The organism is Atlantibacter subterraneus (genome assembly GCF_007570865.1).
Lineage (GTDB): Bacteria > Pseudomonadota > Gammaproteobacteria > Enterobacterales > Enterobacteriaceae > Atlantibacter > Atlantibacter subterraneus.
The window spans coordinates 252,371-271,942 of the sequence record NZ_VLPS01000001.1; the positions used below are offsets into that span (position 1 = coordinate 252,371).

Sequence of the window (19,572 nt, forward strand, 5' to 3'; positions counted from 1 at the left end):
GCACATCCCCGCTATCACGCCCCGGCGGGCTGTTGAGCGTAAATCATCACTTTCTGAACGCGATGATTATCCACTTCCAGCGTCTTAATCACATAATCTCCCACTTCAACTTCTTCGCCCTCGGCAGGCACCCGTTGCAGGTACTCCATCAGCAGCCCGGCGATGGTGTGGTATTCCCGTTTTTCATCCAGCGGCAGCGGCACAAACTGCACCAGATCCTCCAGCGGCATATGGCCATTGGCGGTCCAGGTTCCGTCCTGGTTGCGCTGGATATCGTGGCGGGCGTCGATCTCTTCCACCTCGTTAGGCAGGTTCCCGGCGATGGTTTCCATCACATCGCTAAGCGTCACCAGCCCTTCGATAGAGCCAAACTCATCCACCACAAAGGCAAAGTGGGTGCGGGCATTGCGGAACTGCTCCAGCGCGTGCAGCAGCTGTAGCGTTTCCGGGAACACCAGCGGCTGTTTCACCAGCGCGCCCAGGTCGAGTGGTTTCCCCGCCAGCGACTGCTGGAGCAGGTCGAGAATATGCACCACGCCGAGAATTTCATCGTCTGCGGTGACCACCACGCGAGTGTGCTGATTGCGGTCCAGCAGCAGGCGGATCTGCTCTTCGGGGGCGTTAATGTCGATATGCTCGATATCATGGCGCGAGGTCATAATGCTGCTGACGCTGCGCTGGTTCAGGTTCAGCACCCGGCCAATCATCAGCCGCTCCTGGCGGTTAAACACCGGCACATTGGCAGCGTCGGCCACCAGCGAGGCGGTTTGCGCGTCCAGCTCGGCGTTCTCATGCTTACCGCTGATCAGATGCATCACCGCTTCGGCGGTGCGCTGGCGCAGCGACATATTGGCCGACAGGAACCGGCGGCGGTTAAACATCGCCAGCTGGTTAAGTCCTTCGATCATGATGGAGAAACCAATCGCCGCGTACAGATAACCCTTCGGAATGGCGAAGCCGAAACCGTCGGCAATCAGGCTGAAACCAATCATCAACAGGAAGCTCAGACACAGGATCACAATCGTTGGATGATTATTCACAAAACGCGTTAGCGCTTTGCTGGCTAACAGCATCAGCGAAATGGCAATCACCACGGCGGCCATCATCACGCCCAGGTGATCGACCATGCCCACGGCAGTGATCACCGAATCCAGTGAGAAAATCGCGTCCAGAATGACGATTTGCGCCACTACCGCCCAGAACTTCGCGCCGCGCCGCTGGGTGGGGTTTTCATGGTCTTTGCCTTCCAGCCGCTCGTTGAGTTCCACCGTGGCTTTGAACAGCAGGAACAGCCCGCCAAACAGCATAATCAGGTCTCGGGCGCTGAAGCCGTGGCCGTACAGCACCACCAGCGGGCGGGTGAGTGTCACCAGCCAGGAGATTGACGCCAGCAGGCCCAGCCGCATCACCATCGCGAGGATCAGGCCGGTAATGCGGGCGCGGTCGCGTTGTCCTGGCGGCAGCTTCTCCGCGAGAATCGCAATAAACACCAGGTTATCGATACCCAGCACCAGTTCAAGCACCACCAGGGTGGTTAATCCCGCCCAGATCGAGGGATCGGCGATCCATTCCATAGAAAAACGTTTACCTGTAATGAAGCAATGAAAGATAACCCGATCATGGTTAATGACGGCGAAAAATGCAATGCGCAGCCTCCTGATGAATGGCGCACAGCGGCCAATCACGGGCTGAGGCGAAGAAAAAATGGCGAATAGTCAACCACGTGACACTACTGCCATTAGTCTCTTTATTACTAAGGGTTATTATTATTGCGCCGTTATTATTTCTTTGTTTGCGACGAAATAAGCCTGAGGATATTCCTAATAATAAATAAAACGGCAATTAAATAATTAGCGTGTCAATGTGAGGCTAATCCTAAAACTTAATATTTGTGGTGCTTCATATTAATCTTAAAAAGCCTTTTGACCAATTAACAGGCTTGCCTGACAAAAATTTAGCTGTAACAATCCTTGCGGTTATCAGGGGTGATGGGACATGTTTATTAATTACCATTGCGCCTTTTCATCAAACTGCAATAAATAACTTTCGCCAATTCGGATAATTCCAGTTAGCGCAGGGTTCTTCATTAACATTCTGTTTTTACAGTGAGTTGGTAGCTGAAAGCCAGGGGCGGTAGCGTGCCTGAAGGCCATCGGTAAGCTTTAATTACGCTGTCGAAAACCTTCGTTTAATTAAGTCCGTTTTTAGGAATGATTCCAATTATTTTTATTGTGATTTCCGCGCATGGTTTATCGGCGTGTTGGGAAGCGACTTATTTATCCGACCGGAATTAATACTCTGCCAAAGTGAAAATAATCAATGACGAAATCAAGATTGAAATTGATGCCATTATTGGTGTCGGTCGCCTTAATGAGCGGGTGTACGGTGTTACCCGGCAGTAATATGTCGACAATGGGCAAAGATGTTATTCGCCAGCAGGATGCCGACTTTGACCTGGATAAAATGGTCAACGTTTACCCGCTGACGCCGAGACTGGTTGAGCAATTGCGCCCGCGCCCCAATGTCGCGCAGCCGAATATGTCCCTTGACCAGGAAATCGCCCAGTATCAATACCGCGTTGGGCCAGGGGATGTGCTGAACGTCACCGTGTGGGACCATCCGGAGCTCACCACCCCCGCTGGTCAGTACCGCAGCTCCAGCGACGCCGGTAACTGGGTTCAGCCGGATGGCAGCATGTTCTATCCCTATATCGGCAAAGTGCATGTCGCGGGTAAATCCCTGTCCGAAATCCGTAGTGATATTACCGGCCGTTTAGCGCAGTACATCGCTGACCCGCAGGTGGACGTTAATATCGCCGCGTTCCGCTCGCAAAAAGCGTATATCTCCGGCCAGGTCAATAAATCAGGCCAGCAGCCGATCACCAACGTGCCGCTGACGGTGCTGGATGCCATCAACGCCGCAGGCGGCCTGACCGAAAACGCCGACTGGCGCAACGTGGTGCTGACCCATAACGGTAAAGAGCAGCGCCTCTCGTTGCAGGCGCTGATGCAAAACGGCGACCTCAGCCAGAACCATCTGCTGTATCCCGGCGATATTTTGTTCGTGCCGCGTAATGACGATCTGAAAGTGTTCGTGATGGGCGAAGTGAAGAAACAGTCCACGCTCAAAATGGACTTCAGCGGCATGACGCTAACCGAAGCGCTCGGCCAGGCGGAAGGCATCGACCTCACCACCTCCAACGCCAGCGGCATCTTCGTGATCCGTCCGCTGAAAGGCAAGGGCAGCGCCAACGGCAAGATCGCCAATATCTACCAGCTTGATATGTCCGATGCCACCTCGCTGGTGATGGCGACGGAATTCCGCCTCCAGCCGTATGACGTGGTGTACGTGACCACCGCGCCGGTCGCGCGCTGGAACCGCCTGATCAACCAATTGCTGCCGACCATCAGTGGCGTCCGTTATATGACGGACACAGCCAGCGATCTCCACAACTGGTAACCGTTATGTTCAACAAAATTCTTGTGGTGTGCGTGGGCAACATTTGCCGTTCCCCCACGGCAGAGCGGCTACTGAAACACTATCTGCCCGAGTTAACGGTCGCTTCTGCCGGGCTTGGCGCGCTGGTGGGTAAAGGTGCTGATGAACGTGCCGGGCAGGTTGCTGCTGCGCATGCGCTTTCCCTGGAGGGCCATAGCGCCCGCCAGGTCACCGGGGCGATGTGCCGCGATTACGATTTGATCCTCGCCATGGAAAAGCGCCATATCGCGCGGCTGTGCGATATGGCACCGGAGATGCGCGGCAAAGTGATGCTGTTTGGTCACTGGGATGAAGCGCGCGAAATCCCCGATCCGTATCGTAAAAGCGCCGAGGCATTCGAGGCGGTTTACACGATGCTGGACGATTCCGCCCGGCGTTGGGCGCAGGCACTGAAACCTCAGCAGGGATAACCATGACAGCAAAAATGAATGCCGCCTCCGCGACCGAAGGCAGCGATGAAATTGATATCGGGCGCCTGATCGGCACCGTGATTGAAGCCCGCTGGTGGGTGCTGGGCATCACCGCCGCGTTTGCACTGCTGGCGACGGTGTACGTGATGTTCGCCACGCCTATCTACAGCGCCGACGCGCTGGTGCAAATCGAACAAAACACCGGCAACTCTATCGTGCAGGACATCAATAGCGCGTTATCGGACAAACCGCCCGCCTCAGACGCCGAAATCCAGCTGATCCAGTCGCGGCTGGTGCTGGGCAAAACCGTTGACGATCTCAACCTGGACATCGCCGTCGAGAAAAACAGTTTTCCGCTGTTTGGCGCAGGCTGGGATCGCCTGATGGGCCGCCAGAACGATACGGTCGCGGTTGAGACCTTTACGCTACCCGCCGGAATGGCGAAAGCCACCTTTACTCTGGAAGTGCTGGGGCCGCAGCAGTATCAGTTGACCAGCGACGACGGGTTTAGCGCCCAGGGGAAAGTGGGCGAGCCGCTGAACAAACAGGGCGTGACCCTGCTGGTTAAGGCGATCAAGGCGCAAACCGGCAGCGAGTTTACGGTCACCAAATACTCCACCCTCGGCATGATCAATCAGCTCAAGAACAGCCTGACGGTCACCGAAAACGGCAAAGACACCGGGGTGCTGAGCCTGACCTTTACCGGCGAAGACCGGGATCAAATCCGCGCGATTTTAAACAGCATCACCCGCAACTATCTGGAGCAGAACGTCGAGCGCAAATCCGAAGAGGCATCAAAAAGCCTGGCGTTCCTGGCGAAGCAGTTGCCGGAAGTGCGCGCCCGGCTGGATGAGGCGGAAAATAAACTCAACGCCTATCGCCAGAAGAAAGATTCGGTCGATCTGCCGCTGGAAGCCAAAGCGGTGCTGGATTCCATGGTCAATATCGACGCCCAGCTCAACGAACTGACCTTTAAAGAAGCGGAAATCTCCAAGCTGTACACCAAAGCGCACCCGGCCTACCGCACGCTGCTGGAAAAACGCCGCGCGCTGGAGGACGAAAAAGGGCGGCTGAACAACCGCGTCACCGCCATGCCGGAAACCCAGCAGGAAATCGTGCGCCTGACCCGCGATGTGGAATCCGGTCAGCAGGTGTATATGCAACTGCTGAATAAACAGCAGGAGCTGAAAATCACCGAGGCCAGCACCGTTGGCGACGTGCGCATCGTCGATGCGGCCATCGCCCAGCCAGGCGTGCTGAAACCAAAAAAAGGCTTAATCATTCTCGGCAGCATTCTGCTGGGCCTGATGCTGTCGATTGTCGGCGTACTGCTGCGCTCGCTGTTTAATCGCGGCATTGAAAGCCCGCAGGTGCTGGAAGAGTCGGGCATCAGCGTTTACGCCAGCATTCCGCTGTCGGAATGGCAGAAAGCCCGGGATAGCGTTAAAACCATCAGGGGCGTGAAGCGTTTTAAGCAGAGCCAGCTGCTGGCGGTGGGCAATCCGACGGATCTGGCTATTGAGGCCATCCGCAGCCTGCGCACCAGCCTGCATTTCGCCATGATGCAGGCCAACAATAATGTGCTGATGCTCACCGGCGTCAGCCCGTCAATCGGTAAAACCTTCGTCTGTGCCAACCTGGCGGCGGTGATTAGCCAGACCCATAAACGGGTATTGCTGATCGACTGTGACATGCGTAAGGGCTACACCCATGAGCTGCTGGGTACTAACAACGTCAACGGCCTGTCGGACGTGCTGGCGGGGCAGGGCGATATCGCCTCCTGCGCGCGTCCCACTTCGATTGCCGGATTCGATCTGGTGCCGCGTGGCCAGGTGCCGCCCAACCCGTCGGAACTGTTGATGAGCGAGCGCTTTGGCGCGCTGATCGCCTGGGCCAGTAAAAATTACGACCTGGTGCTCATCGATACCCCGCCGATCCTCGCGGTGACCGATGCCGCGATTGCCGGTCGCCATGCCGGCACCACCCTGATGGTGGCGCGTTACGCCGTTAACACCCTGAAAGAGGTGGAAACCAGCCTGGGCCGCTTCGAGCAGAACGGCATTGCGGTCAAAGGGGTGATCCTCAACTCCATCTTCCGCCGCGCCGCCGGCTATCAGGATTACGGCTACTACGAGTACGAATACCAGTCGGACAGTAAATAACCCGCGCCCCGGTTCGCGCCGGGGGCATTCGTCATCAACCTCTTTTTTGACGCCAGGGGAATGGAACATGGCACACGCGCAACGGCCTTTAATTTCAATCTATATGCCGACATGGAACCGCCAGCAGCTGGCGATCCGCGCCATCAAATCGGTACTGCGTCAGGATTACCACCATTGGGAAATGATCGTGGTGGACGACTGTTCCGCCTCCTGGCAGCAGCTCAGCGAGTTTGTCGAACAGCTTAACGATCCGCGCGTAACCTATGTGCGCAATGAGATCAACAGCGGCGCCTGTGCGGTGCGCAATCAGGCGATCCAGCAGGCGCGCGGTGAATTTATTACCGGCATCGACGATGACGATGAGTGGACGCCGGAGCGCCTGTCGGTGTTTTTACGTGAGGCCCATCGTCTTAACGATCACGCCTTCCTCTACGCCAACGACTATGTCTGTGAAGGTGAGGTCTATACCCAGCCGGCCAGCCTGCCGCTGTACCCGAAATCACCATGGTCGCGCAAGCTGTTCTACAAGCGCAACATCATCGGCAACCAGGTATTCAGCTGGGCGTGGCGTTTTAAGGCTTCGCTGTTCGACACCTCGCTGGCGGCGGCCCAGGATTACGACATCTTTCTGCGCATGGTACTGCGCTACGGCGAGCCGTGGAAAGTCGAGGCCGCAACCCAAATTCTGCATATCAACCACGGTGAAATGCAGATCACCAAATCGGCAAAACAGTTTTCCGGCTACTTCCAGTTTTACCGCAAGCACAAAGGGATTTTCGATCGGGCCAGCAAGAAGTATCAGCTGTTTACCCTGTACCAGATCCGCAATAAACGGATGAACTGGCGCACCTGCCTGACGCTGCTGTCGCTGCGCAATACCAAACGGCTGGCCTACAGCCTGCGGGGGAAATAATGCTGCTGGAAGACTGCCGCGCTAATAGCTGGAGCCTGCGTCCGTGCTGCATGGTTCTGGCCTACCGCATCGCACACTTTTGCTCGGTATGGCGCAAGAAAAACGTCATCAACAATCTTTGGGCCGCGCCAGTGCTGGTGCTGTACCGGATCGTCACCGAATGCCTGTTCGGCTATGAAATCCAGGCGGCGGCGACCATTGGCCGACGCTTCACCATTCATCACGGCTACGCGGTGGTGATCAACAAAAACGTGGTGGCGGGGGATGACTTCGTGATCCGCCACGGCGTCACCATCGGCAATCGCGGCAGCGACAGCCTGGCCTGCCCGGTGATTGGCAACGGCGTGGAGCTGGGCGCGAACGCCATTTTGATCGGCGATATCACCATTGGTCATCACGCCACCATCGGCGCGGGCAGCGTGGTGATGGACAGCGTGCCGGATAACGCGCTGGTGACGGGCGAGAAAGCTCGCGTGAAGGTAATCAAATGAACATTGTGCAATTTAACGTGCGCCTCGCTGAAGGGGGCGCGGCGGGCGTGGCGCTGGATCTGCATCAGCGTGCTTTACAGCAGGGGCTGGCCTCCCGCTTCATCTATGGCTACGGCAAGGGCGGCAAGAAGAGCGTTAGCCATCAGCAGTACGCCCAGGTGGAAAAACACACCCCGCGCCTGACGTCGGTGGCTAACATCGCGCTGTTTCGGTTTGTTAATCGCGACCTGTTCGGCAACCTGGACGGGTTGTACCGCAAGGTAACGCGTACCGCCGGGCCGGTGGTGCTACATTTCCACGTGCTGCACAGCTACTGGCTGAATCTGGAACAGGTGGTGGCGTTTGCCGAGCGCGTCACGGCCCATAAGCCGGATGTCCGGCTGGTCTGGACGCTGCACGATCACTGGAGCGTCACCGGGCGCTGCGCCTTTCTTGACGGCTGCGACGGCTGGACCCGCGGCTGCGGTAAATGTCCGACGCTCACCAATTATCCACCGGTTAAAATTGACCGCGCGCATCAGCAAATCGCGGCGAAGCGCTTTCTGTTCCGCAAGATGCTGGCGCTGGGTTGCCTGTTCATCTCCCCCAGCCAGCACGTTGCCCAGGCGTTCAACCAGATCTACGGCGCGGGCCGCTGCCAGATTATTAATAACGGCATCGACGTCGCCACCGAATCGATCCTCGCCGAGCTGCCGCCGCCGTCGCCGTCCAGCGGCGCGCCGAAAATCGCCGTAGTGGCTCACGACCTGCGCTACGACGGGAAAACCCGCCAGCAGCTGGTGCGCGATATCGTCGCGCTGGGGGATAAGGTGGAAGTCCACACCTTCGGTAAATTCTCGCCGTTTGAAGGCAGCAACGTGGTAAATCACGGTTTTCTCACCGATAAGCGGCGGCTGATGGGCGAGCTGAACCAGATGGATGCGCTGCTGTTTAGCTCCCGGGTGGATAACTATCCGCTGATCCTGTGCGAAGCCCTGTCCATCGGCGTGCCGGTGATTGCCACCCACAGCGATGCGGCGCGGGAAGTGCTGGAAAAATCCGGTGGCCGCACGGTGGATGAGCAGGACGCGATCGCGCTGGCGCAGCAACACCGCGCGCAGATCGCAGAATCTATCTTTGGGATGTCTCTCGAGGCGTTTAAAACTGCCAGTCGCGAGGCCTACAGCGGCCAACAGATGCTGGAGGAGTATGTCTCGTTCTATCAGAGTCTGTAGCTATCTGTTGCTGCCGCTGATTTATCTGCTGGTTAACGTCAAGCTGCTGCAACTGGGCGAGAGCTTTCCCATTACGGTGGTGACGTTTTTGCCGGTGCTGCTGTTGCTGTACGTCGAGCGCATCAATCTGAAGAAGCTGATGATCGCGCTGGGGCTGGGGGCCGGGCTGACGCTATTCAACTATCTGTTTGGTCAGTCGCTGGATGCGTCCAAATACGTCACCTCGACCATGCTGTTCGTCTATATCGTGATTATTATCGGCATGACCTGGAGCATTCGCTTTAAAACCCTGTCGCCGCGCAATTACCCTAAGGTGCTGCGGCTGTTTTATCTGGTAACGGGCATTATCGTCGCCATCGCCTGTGCGGAAATGGCGCAGATTATTTTGACCGGCGGCAGTTCGCTAATGGAGGCCATCTCAAAATATCTGATCTACAGCAACAGCTACGTCATGAATTTTATTAAATTTGGCGGCAGGCGAACCACGGCGCTCTATTTTGAACCGGCATTCTTCGCGCTGGCGCTAATCTCAATCTGGCTGTGCATCAAACAGTTTGGCCTCAAAACGCCGAAAGCCGATGCGATGATCCTGTTAGGTATTATTCTCTCGGGATCGTTCTCTGGGGTGATGACTTTTATTCTGTTTTATCTGCTGGAGTGGGCGTTTAAATATCTCAATAAAAATGCGCTGCGTAAAAAACTGCCGCTGGCGATTATTTCCCTGGCGGTATTTATGGTGGGGTTGATTTTTGCGTTTCCCTATATCGCTACCCGTATTGGCGATTTAGGGACAGAAGGCTCGTCATCCTATTATCGTATTATCGGTCCACTGGTGATGGTCGGTTATTCTTTAACCCATATTGATGGAGTAGTGCGTTTCGGTTCGCTTTACGAATATGTGGCGTCATTCGGAATATTTAACGGTGCGGACGTGGGTAAAACCATAGACAATGGTCTGTATCTGTTGATTATTTATTTTTCATGGCTGGCGGTTATTTTAACGGGCTGGTATTTATGGAAAGTCGGCAAAATGATAGCGCGCGCCTTTGGCGATAATCCTAATTACCGGGTGCAGCTGTGGTTATTCACGCCGATTTCCCTGTTCTTTACCGGTTCGATATTTAGCCCCGAATATGCCTTTTTAATTGTCTGCCCGTTTATTCTACGCAAGGCCATCGGGCAGCCCCACGTGCAGGAGAAATAACAATGCGATTAAGCGTCATCACGGTGGCCTGGAAAAATCTTGCCGGGGTAGAAAAAACATGGCAATCGCTGGCGCATCTGGCAGCCGATCCATCAATCGATTTTGAATGGATTGTGGTGGACGGCGGCTCCGCAGACGGTACTGAGGAATTTCTGAAAAGCCTCAACGGGCAGTACCAGTTACGTTTTGTCAGCGAAAAAGATAATGGCATTTATGACGCCATGAATAAGGGTATTCAGCTTGCTCACGGCGATTACGCCCTCTTTTTAAACTCCGGGGATGTGTTTCACCCTGACGTGGCGCATTTCGTGCGCCAGCTGGTGACGCTCCCGGCGCACCGGCCAGCGATGGTCATTGGTGATGCCCTGCTGGATTTCGGCAACGGTCATAAAACCCGGCGTAGTGCTAAACAGGGCTGGTATATTTATCACAGCTTACCGGCCAGCCATCAGGCAATATTTTTCCCGATGCAGGGATTAAAATCTCACCCTTACGATCTGCAATATAAAGTCTCGTCTGATTATGCGCTGGCGGCAAAACTGTATAAAGCCGGTTATCCCTTTAAACGCCTCGATGGTTTAGTGTCGGAGTTTTCAATGGGCGGCGTTTCCACCTCCAATAATCTGGAATTATGCCGGGATGCGAAAAACGTTCAGCGCACAATTTTAGGTGTGCCCGGCTTTTGGGCTGAGCTTTCTTATTGGTTACGCGTACGCACCACCGGTAAAACCAAAGCGCTGTACCAAAAAAATTAATTTTATATAACCGGCGGCACTTAAATTAACGCTCTTTTCAGGGCGGGGGAATTTGCATCCTGAATTTTGAATTACCCCCGCGATAGTGAATTAAAAGATAAGGAAAACCGATGCAAGAATTAAGAGGATTCTCGGTTCCAAAAAATTTCCGCGGCGGGCATCCTGTTAAAGTTCAGTTATGGTGGGCGGTACAGAAAACATTATTTGCCTGGTCGCCGCAAATAGCCTATCGCTGGCGCGCTTTTTTATTAAGACTGTTTGGTGCGCGAATTGGTAAAGGGGTGGTGATTCGCCCTTCGGTAAAAATTACCTACCCATGGAAATTAACGCTGGGCGATTATGCCTGGATTGGCGACGACGCGGTGTTATATACCCTGGGTGATATTACCATCGGCGCGAATGCGGTTATTTCCCAGAGAAGTTATTTATGCACCGGCAGCCATGATTATTTGAGTGCCCATTTCGATATTTTTGCCAAACCGATTGTGATTGGCGAGAAATGCTGGCTGGCGACCGATGTGTTTGTCGCGCCCGGCGTTTCGATTGGCGAAGGCACCGTGGTCGGTGCGCGGAGCAGCGTATTTAAATCGTTACCCGGCAATGTGATTTGCCGAGGTAACCCAGCGGAAATTATTCGCGAGCGTGTAAACAGCAGTCTGGCTAGTTAAACCAGGCCCGATTTAAACAGAGGAAAAGTAAATCATGAGTAAAGTGGCTCTCATTACGGGTGTAACCGGACAAGATGGTTCCTATCTGGCCGAACTGTTGCTGGAAAAAGGTTACGAAGTTCACGGCATCAAGCGCCGCGCCTCGTCTTTCAATACCGAACGTGTGGACCATATTTATCAGGATCCGCACGCCAGCAACCCGAAATTCCACCTGCATTACGGCGATCTGACGGATACCTCCAACCTGACGCGTATTCTCCAGGAAGTGCAGCCGGATGAAGTCTACAACCTCGGGGCGATGAGCCACGTGGCAGTCTCTTTTGAATCCCCGGAATACACCGCCGATGTGGATGCCATGGGCACGCTGCGCCTGTTAGAAGCGATCCGTTTCCTGGGGCTGGAAAAGAAAACGCGCTTCTACCAGGCATCGACCTCCGAGCTGTATGGCCTGGTGCAGGAGATCCCGCAGAAAGAGACCACGCCGTTCTATCCGCGCTCGCCGTATGCGGTCGCCAAACTTTACGCCTACTGGATCACCGTGAACTACCGTGAATCCTACGGCATGTACGCCTGCAACGGCATTTTGTTTAACCACGAATCCCCGCGCCGTGGCGAAACCTTCGTGACCCGCAAAATCACCCGCGCCATCGCCAACATCGCCCAGGGCCTCGAATCCTGCCTGTACCTCGGCAACATGGACTCCCTGCGCGACTGGGGCCACGCCAAAGACTACGTGAAAATGCAGTGGATGATGCTGCAACAGGAGCAGCCGGAAGACTTTGTGATCGCCACTGGCGTGCAGTATTCGGTGCGTGAATTTGTGGAGATGGCTGCCGCGCAGCTCGGCATCAAACTGCGTTTTGAAGGCAAGGGCGTGGAAGAGAAGGGCATTGTGGTGTCGGTGACCGGCCACGATGCGCCGGGCGTGAAGCCGGGCGATGTGATTATCGCCGTCGACCCGCGCTATTTCCGGCCTGCAGAAGTAGAAACCCTGCTGGGCGACCCGACCAAAGCTCATGAGAAATTGGGCTGGAAGCCGGAAATTACGTTGCAGGAGATGGTGGCCGATATGATTCAAACCGATCTTGAGGCGGCCAAAAAGCATGTATTGCTTAAATCTCATGGTTATGAAGTCGCCCTCGCGCTGGAGTCCTGATAATGAAAAAACAACGAGTTTATGTTGCGGGCCATCGTGGCATGGTGGGTTCAGCTATTGTTCGCCAACTGGGACAGCGTGACGATATCGAACTGGTTTTGCGTACCCGCGATGAGCTGAACTTGCTGGATACCCAGGCGGTAAACGCGTTTTTTGCCAGCGAAGCGATTGATCAGGTTTATCTGGCGGCCGCTAAGGTTGGCGGGATCGTTGCCAATAACAGCTATCCGACTGATTTTATTTACGAAAACATGATGATGGAAAGCAATGTGATCCACGCGGCGCACACACATAACGTGGCTAAATTGCTTTTCCTGGGATCTTCCTGCATTTATCCAAAATTGGCTAACCAGCCCATTAAGGAAAGCGAATTATTGCAAGGGACGCTGGAACCGACAAACGAACCTTATGCTATCGCTAAAATTGCCGGCATCAAGCTATGTGAATCCTATAACCGGCAATATGGTCGCGATTACCGCTCGGTGATGCCCACCAACCTTTATGGTCCGAATGATAATTTTCATCCCAACAACTCTCACGTGATCCCAGCCTTGCTGCGCCGTTTCCACGAAGCAACCATCAGTAATGCGCCGGATGTGGTGGTATGGGGCAGCGGCACGCCGATGCGTGAATTCTTACATGTGGATGATATGGCTGCCGCCAGTATTCATGTGATGGAGCTGGACAAAGAAGTGTGGGAAGAAAACACCGAACCGATGCTGTCCCACATTAACGTCGGCACCGGGGTGGACTGCACCATCCGCGAGCTGGCGCAAACGGTCGCTCAGGTAACCGGTTATCGGGGCCGTGTCGTGTTTGATGCGACCAAACCTGATGGCACGCCGCGCAAGTTACTTGATGTCTCCCGGCTCCACAATCTCGGCTGGTTCCATGAGGTATCACTGGAGCAAGGGCTTGCCAGTACCTATCAGTGGTTTCAGGAAAATCAGCAGCAGTTCCGGGGGTAAACATGTTTCTCGATCATGAACAGTTTTCCACCGTAGTGCGTTTAACGCCGCTGATTTCGTTGGATCTGATCGTAGAAAACGAGCATGGCGAATTTCTGGTGGGCAAACGCACTAACCGTCCCGCCCAGGGCTACTGGTTTGTGCCTGGCGGGCGGGTGCTAAAAGACGAATCGCTGGAGCAGGCATTCAGTCGCTTAACCCTGGCAGAACTAGGGCAGGGGTTTTGTCTCAGTGACGCACAATTCTTTGGAATCTGGCAGCACTTCTATGAAGACAATTTTTCCGGCCGCGATTTTTCCACCCATTACGTGGTGTTGGGCTTTCGGCTGCGGGTTCGTAAAGAAGAACTCAATTTACCGGTGCAGCAGCATGACGCCTATTGCTGGAGGAGATCCTCAGCGCTGGCTCAGGATGAAGAGGTGCATTACAACACCCGAGCCTACTTTAACGAGACGCTTCAGGACGGAGTGCTGGGGTTATGAAAATTCTGGTGTACGGCATCAATTACTCCCCGGAATTAACCGGCATCGGTAAATACACCGGCGAGATGGTGGAGTGGATGACGCGTCAGGGGCATGACGTGCGCGTCATTACCGCGCCGCCGTACTACCCGGCCTGGCAGGTGGGCGAAAACTATTCGGCCTGGCGCTGGCGTAAAGAAACCGGCGCGGCTACGGTCTGGCGCTGCCCGCTGTATGTACCGAAACAGCCTTCCACGGTGAAGCGTTTGATGCATCTCGGCAGTTTTGCGCTCAGCTCGCTGTTCCCGCTGCTGTCCCAGCGTCGCTGGAAGCCGGACCGCATCATCGGCGTGGTGCCGACGCTGTTTTGCACGCCGGGTATGCGCCTGCTGGCAAAACTCTCTGGCGCGAAAACCCTGCTGCATATTCAGGATTATGAAGTGGACGCCATGCTGGGGCTCGGCATGGCGGGCGGTAAACGCGGCGCGGTGGCGAAGCTGGCGGCGGCGTTTGAGCGCAGCGGCCTGCTGGGCGTGGATAACGTCTCGACTATTTCCCGCTCAATGATCAACAAAGCTACCGAGAAAGGCGTGCCGCCCGAGCGCACTATCTTTTTCCCTAACTGGTCAGAAGTCGCGCGCTTTCGCGATGTGCCTGGCGCTGACGTGGCGGCGCTGCGTCAACGGCTGGCGCTCCCGGCGGATAAACAGATTGTGCTTTATTCCGGCAATATCGGTGAAAAACAGGGGCTTGAGAACCTGATAGAGGTGGCGGATCGCGCCCGCTCGCAGTCGTGGCTGTTTTTAATTGTCGGGCAGGGTGGCGATAAGGCGCGGCTGGAAGCGCTGGTCGCCCAGCGCGAGCTGGCTAACGTGCAGTTTATGCCATTACAGCCGTATGAGGATTTACCGGCGCTGCTGGCGCTGGCTGATTGCCATCTGGTGATCCAGCGGCGGGGTGCCGCAGACGCGGTATTACCTTCTAAGTTAACCAATATTCTGGCGGTGGGCGGCAACGCGGTGATCACCGCCGAAACGCACACTGAACTCGGTCAACTTTGCCTGACCACGCCGGGCATCGCGGTGTGCGTGGAGCCGGAATCGGTGGATGCGCTGGAGCAGGGCATCGCAAGCGCGTTACAGATGCCAGTCAACAACACGCTGGCACGTGAATATGCCGAACGCATGCTCGAAAAAGAGAGCGTGCTAAGCCAATTTATTGAAAATATACGGGGTTAAGCCATGAATCAGTCCACTCTTTATCCGGTTATTATGGCGGGAGGCTCAGGTAGCCGCTTATGGCCGCTGTCCCGCGTCCTTTATCCCAAGCAATTTCTTTGCCTGAAAGGCGAACTTACGATGCTACAGGCGACGGTTTCCCGACTGGATCGCGTGGCATGTAAAAACCCGGTTGTGATTTGCAATGAACAACATCGATTCATTGTGGCGGAGCAGTTACGCGATCTGGGCAAACTGGCTGAAAACATTATCCTCGAACCCGTTGGCCGCAATACTGCGCCTGCTGTGGCATTAGCGGCTCTGGCGGCGTTGCGCACTAGCCCAAATGAAGATCCCTTGATGTTGGTGTTAGCCGCCGATCATATCATTCAGGAAGAACAGGCATTTCATGATGCCGTTCAGGCGGCAATCCCACTGGCGGTGGGCGGTAAACTGGTGACCTTCGGTATTGTGCCTGACGCCCCGGAAACCGGTTATGGCTATATCCGTCGCGGTAGCGTCTGCCAGGCAGAAATCAAAGTTGATGCAGTGGCTTTTGACGTAGCGGAATTCGTTGAAAAACCAGATTTGTCCACTGCGCAAGCGTATCTCTCAAGCGGAGATTATTACTGGAACAGCGGCATGTTTCTGTTCCGTGCGGGTCGCTATCTTGAGGAATTAGAAAAATATCGTCCTGACATTATGGCGGCTTGCCAGCAGGCGATGGATACCGTTGATCCCGACCTTGATTTTGTGCGCATTAATGAAGAAGCCTTTCGTTCCTGCCCCGACGAGTCCATTGATTACGCGGTAATGGAACATACTGATGACGCAGTTGTGGTGCCGATGAATGCCGGATGGAGCGACGTAGGGTCCTGGTCCTCACTGTGGGAAATCAGCAACCGTACCCCGGAAGGTAATGTGCATCACGGTGATGTGATCAGCCATCAAACCGAGAATAGCTATGTCTACGCTGAATCTGGGCTGGTTACCACTGTAGGGGTTAAAGATCTGGTCGTGGTGCAAACCAAAGATGCGGTACTGATCGCCGACCGCAACCAGGTTCAGGATGTGAAAAAGGTGGTGGAACAGCTCAAAGCTGATGGTCGCCATGAACATCACATCCACCGCGAAGTTTTTCGTCCGTGGGGAAAATATGACTCTATCGACGAAGGCGAGCGTTATCAGGTGAAACGCATTCGGGTGAAACCAGGCGAGGGATTCTCTCTGAGAATGCACCATCATCGTGCCGAGCACTGGATTGTCGTAGCGGGTACAGCACAGGTCACCATGAACGGAGAAGTCCGTTTGCTTGGTGAAAACGAATCCATCTACATCCCCTTTGGTACACCACACCGTCTGGAAAATCCGGGCAAGATCCCCCTTGATCTCATTGAAGTTCGTTCCGGAGCCTATCTCGAAGAGGACGATATTGTGCGTTTTGAGGATCGCGACGGGAGAGGTGTTTAAGCAAAGTTAGTCTGATAGCGCATGTCCGTAAGCGTGATTTGCGGACATACGCCCCCGCTTATCCCCATTCCAGCGCGTAAGCGCGACTAACAGGACCAACGATGACAACGCTAAAAAAGCGCGAGCGAGCCAAAACAAATGCATCGTTAATCTCAATGGTGCAGCGGTTTTCTGATATCGCCATTATGTTTGGCGGCTTGTGGATAATCTGCAAAATCAATGGTTTGCCATTTTTATATATGTACTTATTGATTGCGCTGTTGACGCTGGTGGTGTTCCAGATGATCGGCGGGATCACGGACTTTTACCGCTCCTGGCGTGGGGTGAAAATCACTACCGAGCTGACGCTGCTGCTGCAAAACTGGACGCTAAGCCTGATATTCAGTGCCGGGCTGCTGGCCTTCAACGATGATTTTAATACCCGGTTCGCCGTGTGGTTCGCCTGGTATTTACTGTCGACCGTTGGGCTGCTGGTCTGCCGTTCCTGCATCCGCTTCGGTGCAGGCTGGTTGCGCAATCGCGGCTACAACACCCGTCGGGTTGCCATCGCCGGGACGCTGCCGGTCGGTATGGAGCTGGTGCAAAGCTTCCAGAACGAGCCGTGGCTCGGTTTTGACGTGGCCGGTGTGTACCACGACCCGCAGCCGGGCGGCGTATCGCAATACTGGGCCGGAAATCTGCAACAGCTGGTGGACGACGCGAAGACCGGCAAAATCCACAATATCTATATCGCCATGGCGATGAGCGATGAGGTCCGCATCAGGCAACTGGTGCGCCAGCTTTCCGACACCACTTGCTCGGTGATGCTGATCCCGGACGTGTTCACCTTCAATATCCTTCATTCGCGCACCGATGAGGTCAACGGCGTACCGGTGGTGCCGCTGTTTGATACCCCGCTTAACGGCATTAACCGCCTGCTGAAGCGGGCGGAAGATATCGTGCTTGCCTCGCTGATCCTGCTGCTGATCTCGCCGGTGCTTTGCTGTATCGCCCTGGCGGTGAAAATGACCTCCAAAGGCCCGGTAATTTTCCGCCAGACCCGCTACGGCATGGACGGTAAGCCGATCATGGTGTGGAAATTCCGCTCGATGAAGGTGATGGAGAACGCCGCGGTAGTCACCCAGGCCACGCAAAACGATCCCCGTGTGACCCCGGTGGGTAACTTCCTGCGCCGCACGTCGCTGGACGAGCTTCCGCAGTTCATCAATGTGCTGACCGGCAGTATGTCCATCGTCGGGCCGCGCCCGCACGCCGTGGCGCATAACGAGCAGTATCGCGAACTGATTGAAGGCTACATGCTGCGCCACAAAGTGAAACCGGGCATCACCGGCTGGGCGCAAATCAACGGCTGGCGCGGTGAAACCGACACGCTGGAGAAAATGGAAAAGCGCATCGAGTTCGACCTGGAATACATCCGCGAATGGAGCCTGTGGTTCGATATCCGCATTGTTTTTCTCACAGTTTTTAAAGGCTTTGTGAATAAAGCCGCGTACTAAGGAAAGTCCATGAGCCTGAGAGAAAAAACCATTAGCGGGGCCAAGTGGTCTGCGATGTCCACCGTGGCGATTATCGCCCTTGGCCTGATCCAGATGACATTGCTGGCGCGGCTGATGAATGAGCATCAGTTTGGTTTGCTGACCATTTCGCTGGTGATCATCGCGCTGGCGGATACGCTGTCGGATTTTGGCATCGCCAACTCCATTATCCAGCGTAAAAACATTACCCGGCTGGAGCTGTCGACGCTCTACTGGCTGAATGTCGGCCTCGGATGGGCGGTGTGCGCGGGCGTGTTCCTGCTCAGCGACACCCTGGCGGCGGTGCTGCGCAATCCCGATCTGGCACCGCTGATTAAAACGCTGTCTCTGGCGTTTATCGTCATCCCCCACGGCCTACAGTACCGCGCGCTGATGCAAAAAGAGCTGGAGTTCAACAAAATCGGCCTGATCGAAACCTGCTCGGTGCTGGCCGGATTTAGCGTCACCACCCTCGGTGCCTGGTTCTGGCCCAACGCCATGATGGCGATTATCGGTTATCTGGTGAACTCGCTGGTCCGCACCACGCTGTTTGGTTTTGCTGGCCGCAACATTTACCGCCCCGGCCTCCAGTTCTCTCTTCGCGCCGTGGCACCCAACCTGAAATTCGGCGCGTGGCTTACCGCCGATAGCCTGATTAATTATCTCAACACCAATCTGTCGACCCTGGTGCTGGCGCGTATTTTAGGCGCGGCGGCGGCAGGGGGCTTTAACCTGGCCTGGAATCTGGCGGTGGTCCCGCCGGCGAAGCTGAACCCGATTATTACCCGGGTGCTGTTTCCCGCCTTCGCCAAAATGCAGGAGGACACCGTACGGCTGCGGGTCAACTTTTATAAGCTGATCTCGCTGGTGGGGATTATCAATTTCCCGGCCTTGCTGGGGCTGCTGGTGGTTTCTGAACGCGTAGTGCCGCTGCTGTTTGGTGAAAAGTGGATCGACATCGTGCCGGTGCTGCAACTGCTGTGCGTGGTGGGATTATTGCGCGCCGTGGGTAACCCGGTCGGCTCGCTGCTGATGGCAACGTCGCGCGTAGATTTAAGCTTTAAGTTCAACCTGTTCAAAACCTTTCTGTTTATTCCGGCGATTATTGTCGGAGGGAAGATGAACGGCGTGATCGGCGTGACGCTGGGCTTTTTGATTATCCAGAGCGTCAACGTTTTCCTGACCTATTTTGTGCTGCTCAAACCCGTACTGGGCCCGAGCTACCGGGAGTATCTACACAGCCTGTGGCTGCCGTTGCGCCTGGTTATTCCCACCGTTGCGGCAAGCTACTTCACCGGTATCTTGCTCGCGCCTCACTGGCAGCCCGCGATGGTGCTCGCCGCGCAAATCATGGCGGGCATTGTGGCCTGGGCGTTGACCATCGCGCTCTCCCGCCATCCGCTGGTTGTTGAAGTAAAACGCCCTTTTTGTCGCAACAAAACACTCAAAGTGCTGCTGCGTGCAGGCTGAC

Annotated in this window: 17 protein-coding genes; 16 read left to right on the forward strand and 1 reads right to left on the reverse strand. The window is 55.2% G+C overall.

Annotated features, from left to right (window positions below; genetic code table 11):
* Nucleotides 1-14 precede the first annotated feature (14 nt).
* The gene (locus FND52_RS01205; RefSeq protein WP_125292425.1) at nt 15-1,574 is read right to left on the reverse strand and encodes a TerC family protein; all 1,560 of its coding nucleotides are present in this window, start codon (nt 1,572-1,574) and stop codon (nt 15-17) included.
* A gap of 745 nt (nt 1,575-2,319) precedes the next feature.
* On the opposite strand from FND52_RS01205, the gene FND52_RS01210 reads away from it, so the two are divergent.
* The 16 genes from FND52_RS01210 (at nt 2,320) to FND52_RS01285 (ending at nt 19,571) form a co-directional block, all read left to right on the forward strand.
* On the forward strand, nt 2,320-3,459 hold the full coding sequence (locus tag FND52_RS01210; RefSeq protein ID WP_125292424.1) for a polysaccharide export protein: 1,140 nt from the start codon (nt 2,320-2,322) through the stop codon (nt 3,457-3,459).
* Between the two features lie 5 nt (nt 3,460-3,464).
* Nucleotides 3,465-3,908, forward strand: coding sequence for a low molecular weight protein-tyrosine-phosphatase Wzb (gene wzb, locus FND52_RS01215; protein ID WP_125292423.1), 444 nt, complete (start codon nt 3,465-3,467; stop codon nt 3,906-3,908).
* 2 nt (nt 3,909-3,910) lie between these two features.
* Entirely contained in the window at nt 3,911-6,070 is a 2,160-nt protein-coding gene (wzc, locus tag FND52_RS01220; RefSeq protein ID WP_144129058.1) for a tyrosine-protein kinase Wzc, read from the forward strand.
* A gap of 67 nt (nt 6,071-6,137) precedes the next feature.
* Nucleotides 6,138-6,983 (forward strand): colanic acid biosynthesis glycosyltransferase WcaA, encoded by an 846-nt coding sequence (gene wcaA / locus FND52_RS01225; protein ID WP_144129059.1) that lies wholly within the window; start codon nt 6,138-6,140, stop codon nt 6,981-6,983.
* 2 nt (nt 6,984-6,985) lie between these two features.
* Complete coding sequence (wcaB, locus tag FND52_RS01230) at nt 6,986-7,474, forward strand: colanic acid biosynthesis acetyltransferase WcaB (RefSeq protein WP_144129821.1); 489 nt, start codon at nt 6,986-6,988, stop codon at nt 7,472-7,474.
* Nucleotides 7,471-8,688: a colanic acid biosynthesis glycosyltransferase WcaC gene (gene wcaC / locus FND52_RS01235; protein WP_144129060.1), complete on the forward strand. Its 1,218-nt coding sequence runs from the start codon at nt 7,471-7,473 to the stop codon at nt 8,686-8,688. Before wcaB ends, wcaC begins: the two co-directional genes overlap by 4 nt.
* A complete protein-coding gene (gene wcaD, locus FND52_RS01240; protein WP_144129061.1) occupies nt 8,663-9,892 on the forward strand; it encodes a colanic acid polymerase WcaD in 1,230 nt (409 codons plus the stop codon). The genes wcaC and wcaD overlap by 26 nt, the downstream gene beginning before the upstream one ends.
* Before the next feature lie 2 nt (nt 9,893-9,894).
* Nucleotides 9,895-10,647, forward strand: a complete 753-nt coding sequence (wcaE, locus tag FND52_RS01245; protein ID WP_144129062.1) for a colanic acid biosynthesis glycosyltransferase WcaE — start codon at nt 9,895-9,897, stop codon at nt 10,645-10,647.
* A gap of 110 nt (nt 10,648-10,757) precedes the next feature.
* Nucleotides 10,758-11,315 carry a colanic acid biosynthesis acetyltransferase WcaF gene (wcaF, locus tag FND52_RS01250; RefSeq protein ID WP_144129063.1) on the forward strand — a complete coding sequence of 186 codons (558 nt, stop codon included), beginning with the start codon at nt 10,758-10,760 and terminating at the stop codon, nt 11,313-11,315.
* 34 nt (nt 11,316-11,349) lie between these two features.
* Nucleotides 11,350-12,471, forward strand: coding sequence for a GDP-mannose 4,6-dehydratase (gene gmd, locus FND52_RS01255; RefSeq protein WP_144129064.1), 1,122 nt, complete (start codon nt 11,350-11,352; stop codon nt 12,469-12,471).
* 2 nt (nt 12,472-12,473) lie between these two features.
* Nucleotides 12,474-13,439 (forward strand): GDP-L-fucose synthase, encoded by a 966-nt coding sequence (gene fcl / locus FND52_RS01260; RefSeq protein ID WP_125292415.1) that lies wholly within the window; start codon nt 12,474-12,476, stop codon nt 13,437-13,439.
* 2 nt (nt 13,440-13,441) lie between these two features.
* On the forward strand, nt 13,442-13,921 hold the full coding sequence (locus FND52_RS01265) for a GDP-mannose mannosyl hydrolase (RefSeq protein WP_144129065.1): 480 nt from the start codon (nt 13,442-13,444) through the stop codon (nt 13,919-13,921).
* Nucleotides 13,918-15,138, forward strand: coding sequence for a colanic acid biosynthesis fucosyltransferase WcaI (gene wcaI, locus FND52_RS01270; protein ID WP_144129066.1), 1,221 nt, complete (start codon nt 13,918-13,920; stop codon nt 15,136-15,138). The genes FND52_RS01265 and wcaI overlap by 4 nt, the downstream gene beginning before the upstream one ends.
* 3 nt (nt 15,139-15,141) lie before the next feature.
* Nucleotides 15,142-16,587 (forward strand): mannose-1-phosphate guanyltransferase, encoded by a 1,446-nt coding sequence (gene cpsB, locus FND52_RS01275; protein WP_125292412.1) that lies wholly within the window; start codon nt 15,142-15,144, stop codon nt 16,585-16,587.
* Between the two features lie 101 nt (nt 16,588-16,688).
* Complete coding sequence (wcaJ, locus tag FND52_RS01280) at nt 16,689-18,083, forward strand: undecaprenyl-phosphate glucose phosphotransferase (RefSeq protein ID WP_125292411.1); 1,395 nt, start codon at nt 16,689-16,691, stop codon at nt 18,081-18,083.
* 9 nt (nt 18,084-18,092) lie between these two features.
* The gene (locus tag FND52_RS01285) at nt 18,093-19,571 is read left to right on the forward strand and encodes an MOP flippase family protein (protein ID WP_144129067.1); all 1,479 of its coding nucleotides are present in this window, start codon (nt 18,093-18,095) and stop codon (nt 19,569-19,571) included.
* The last annotated feature ends 1 nt before the right edge of the window (nt 19,572 follow it).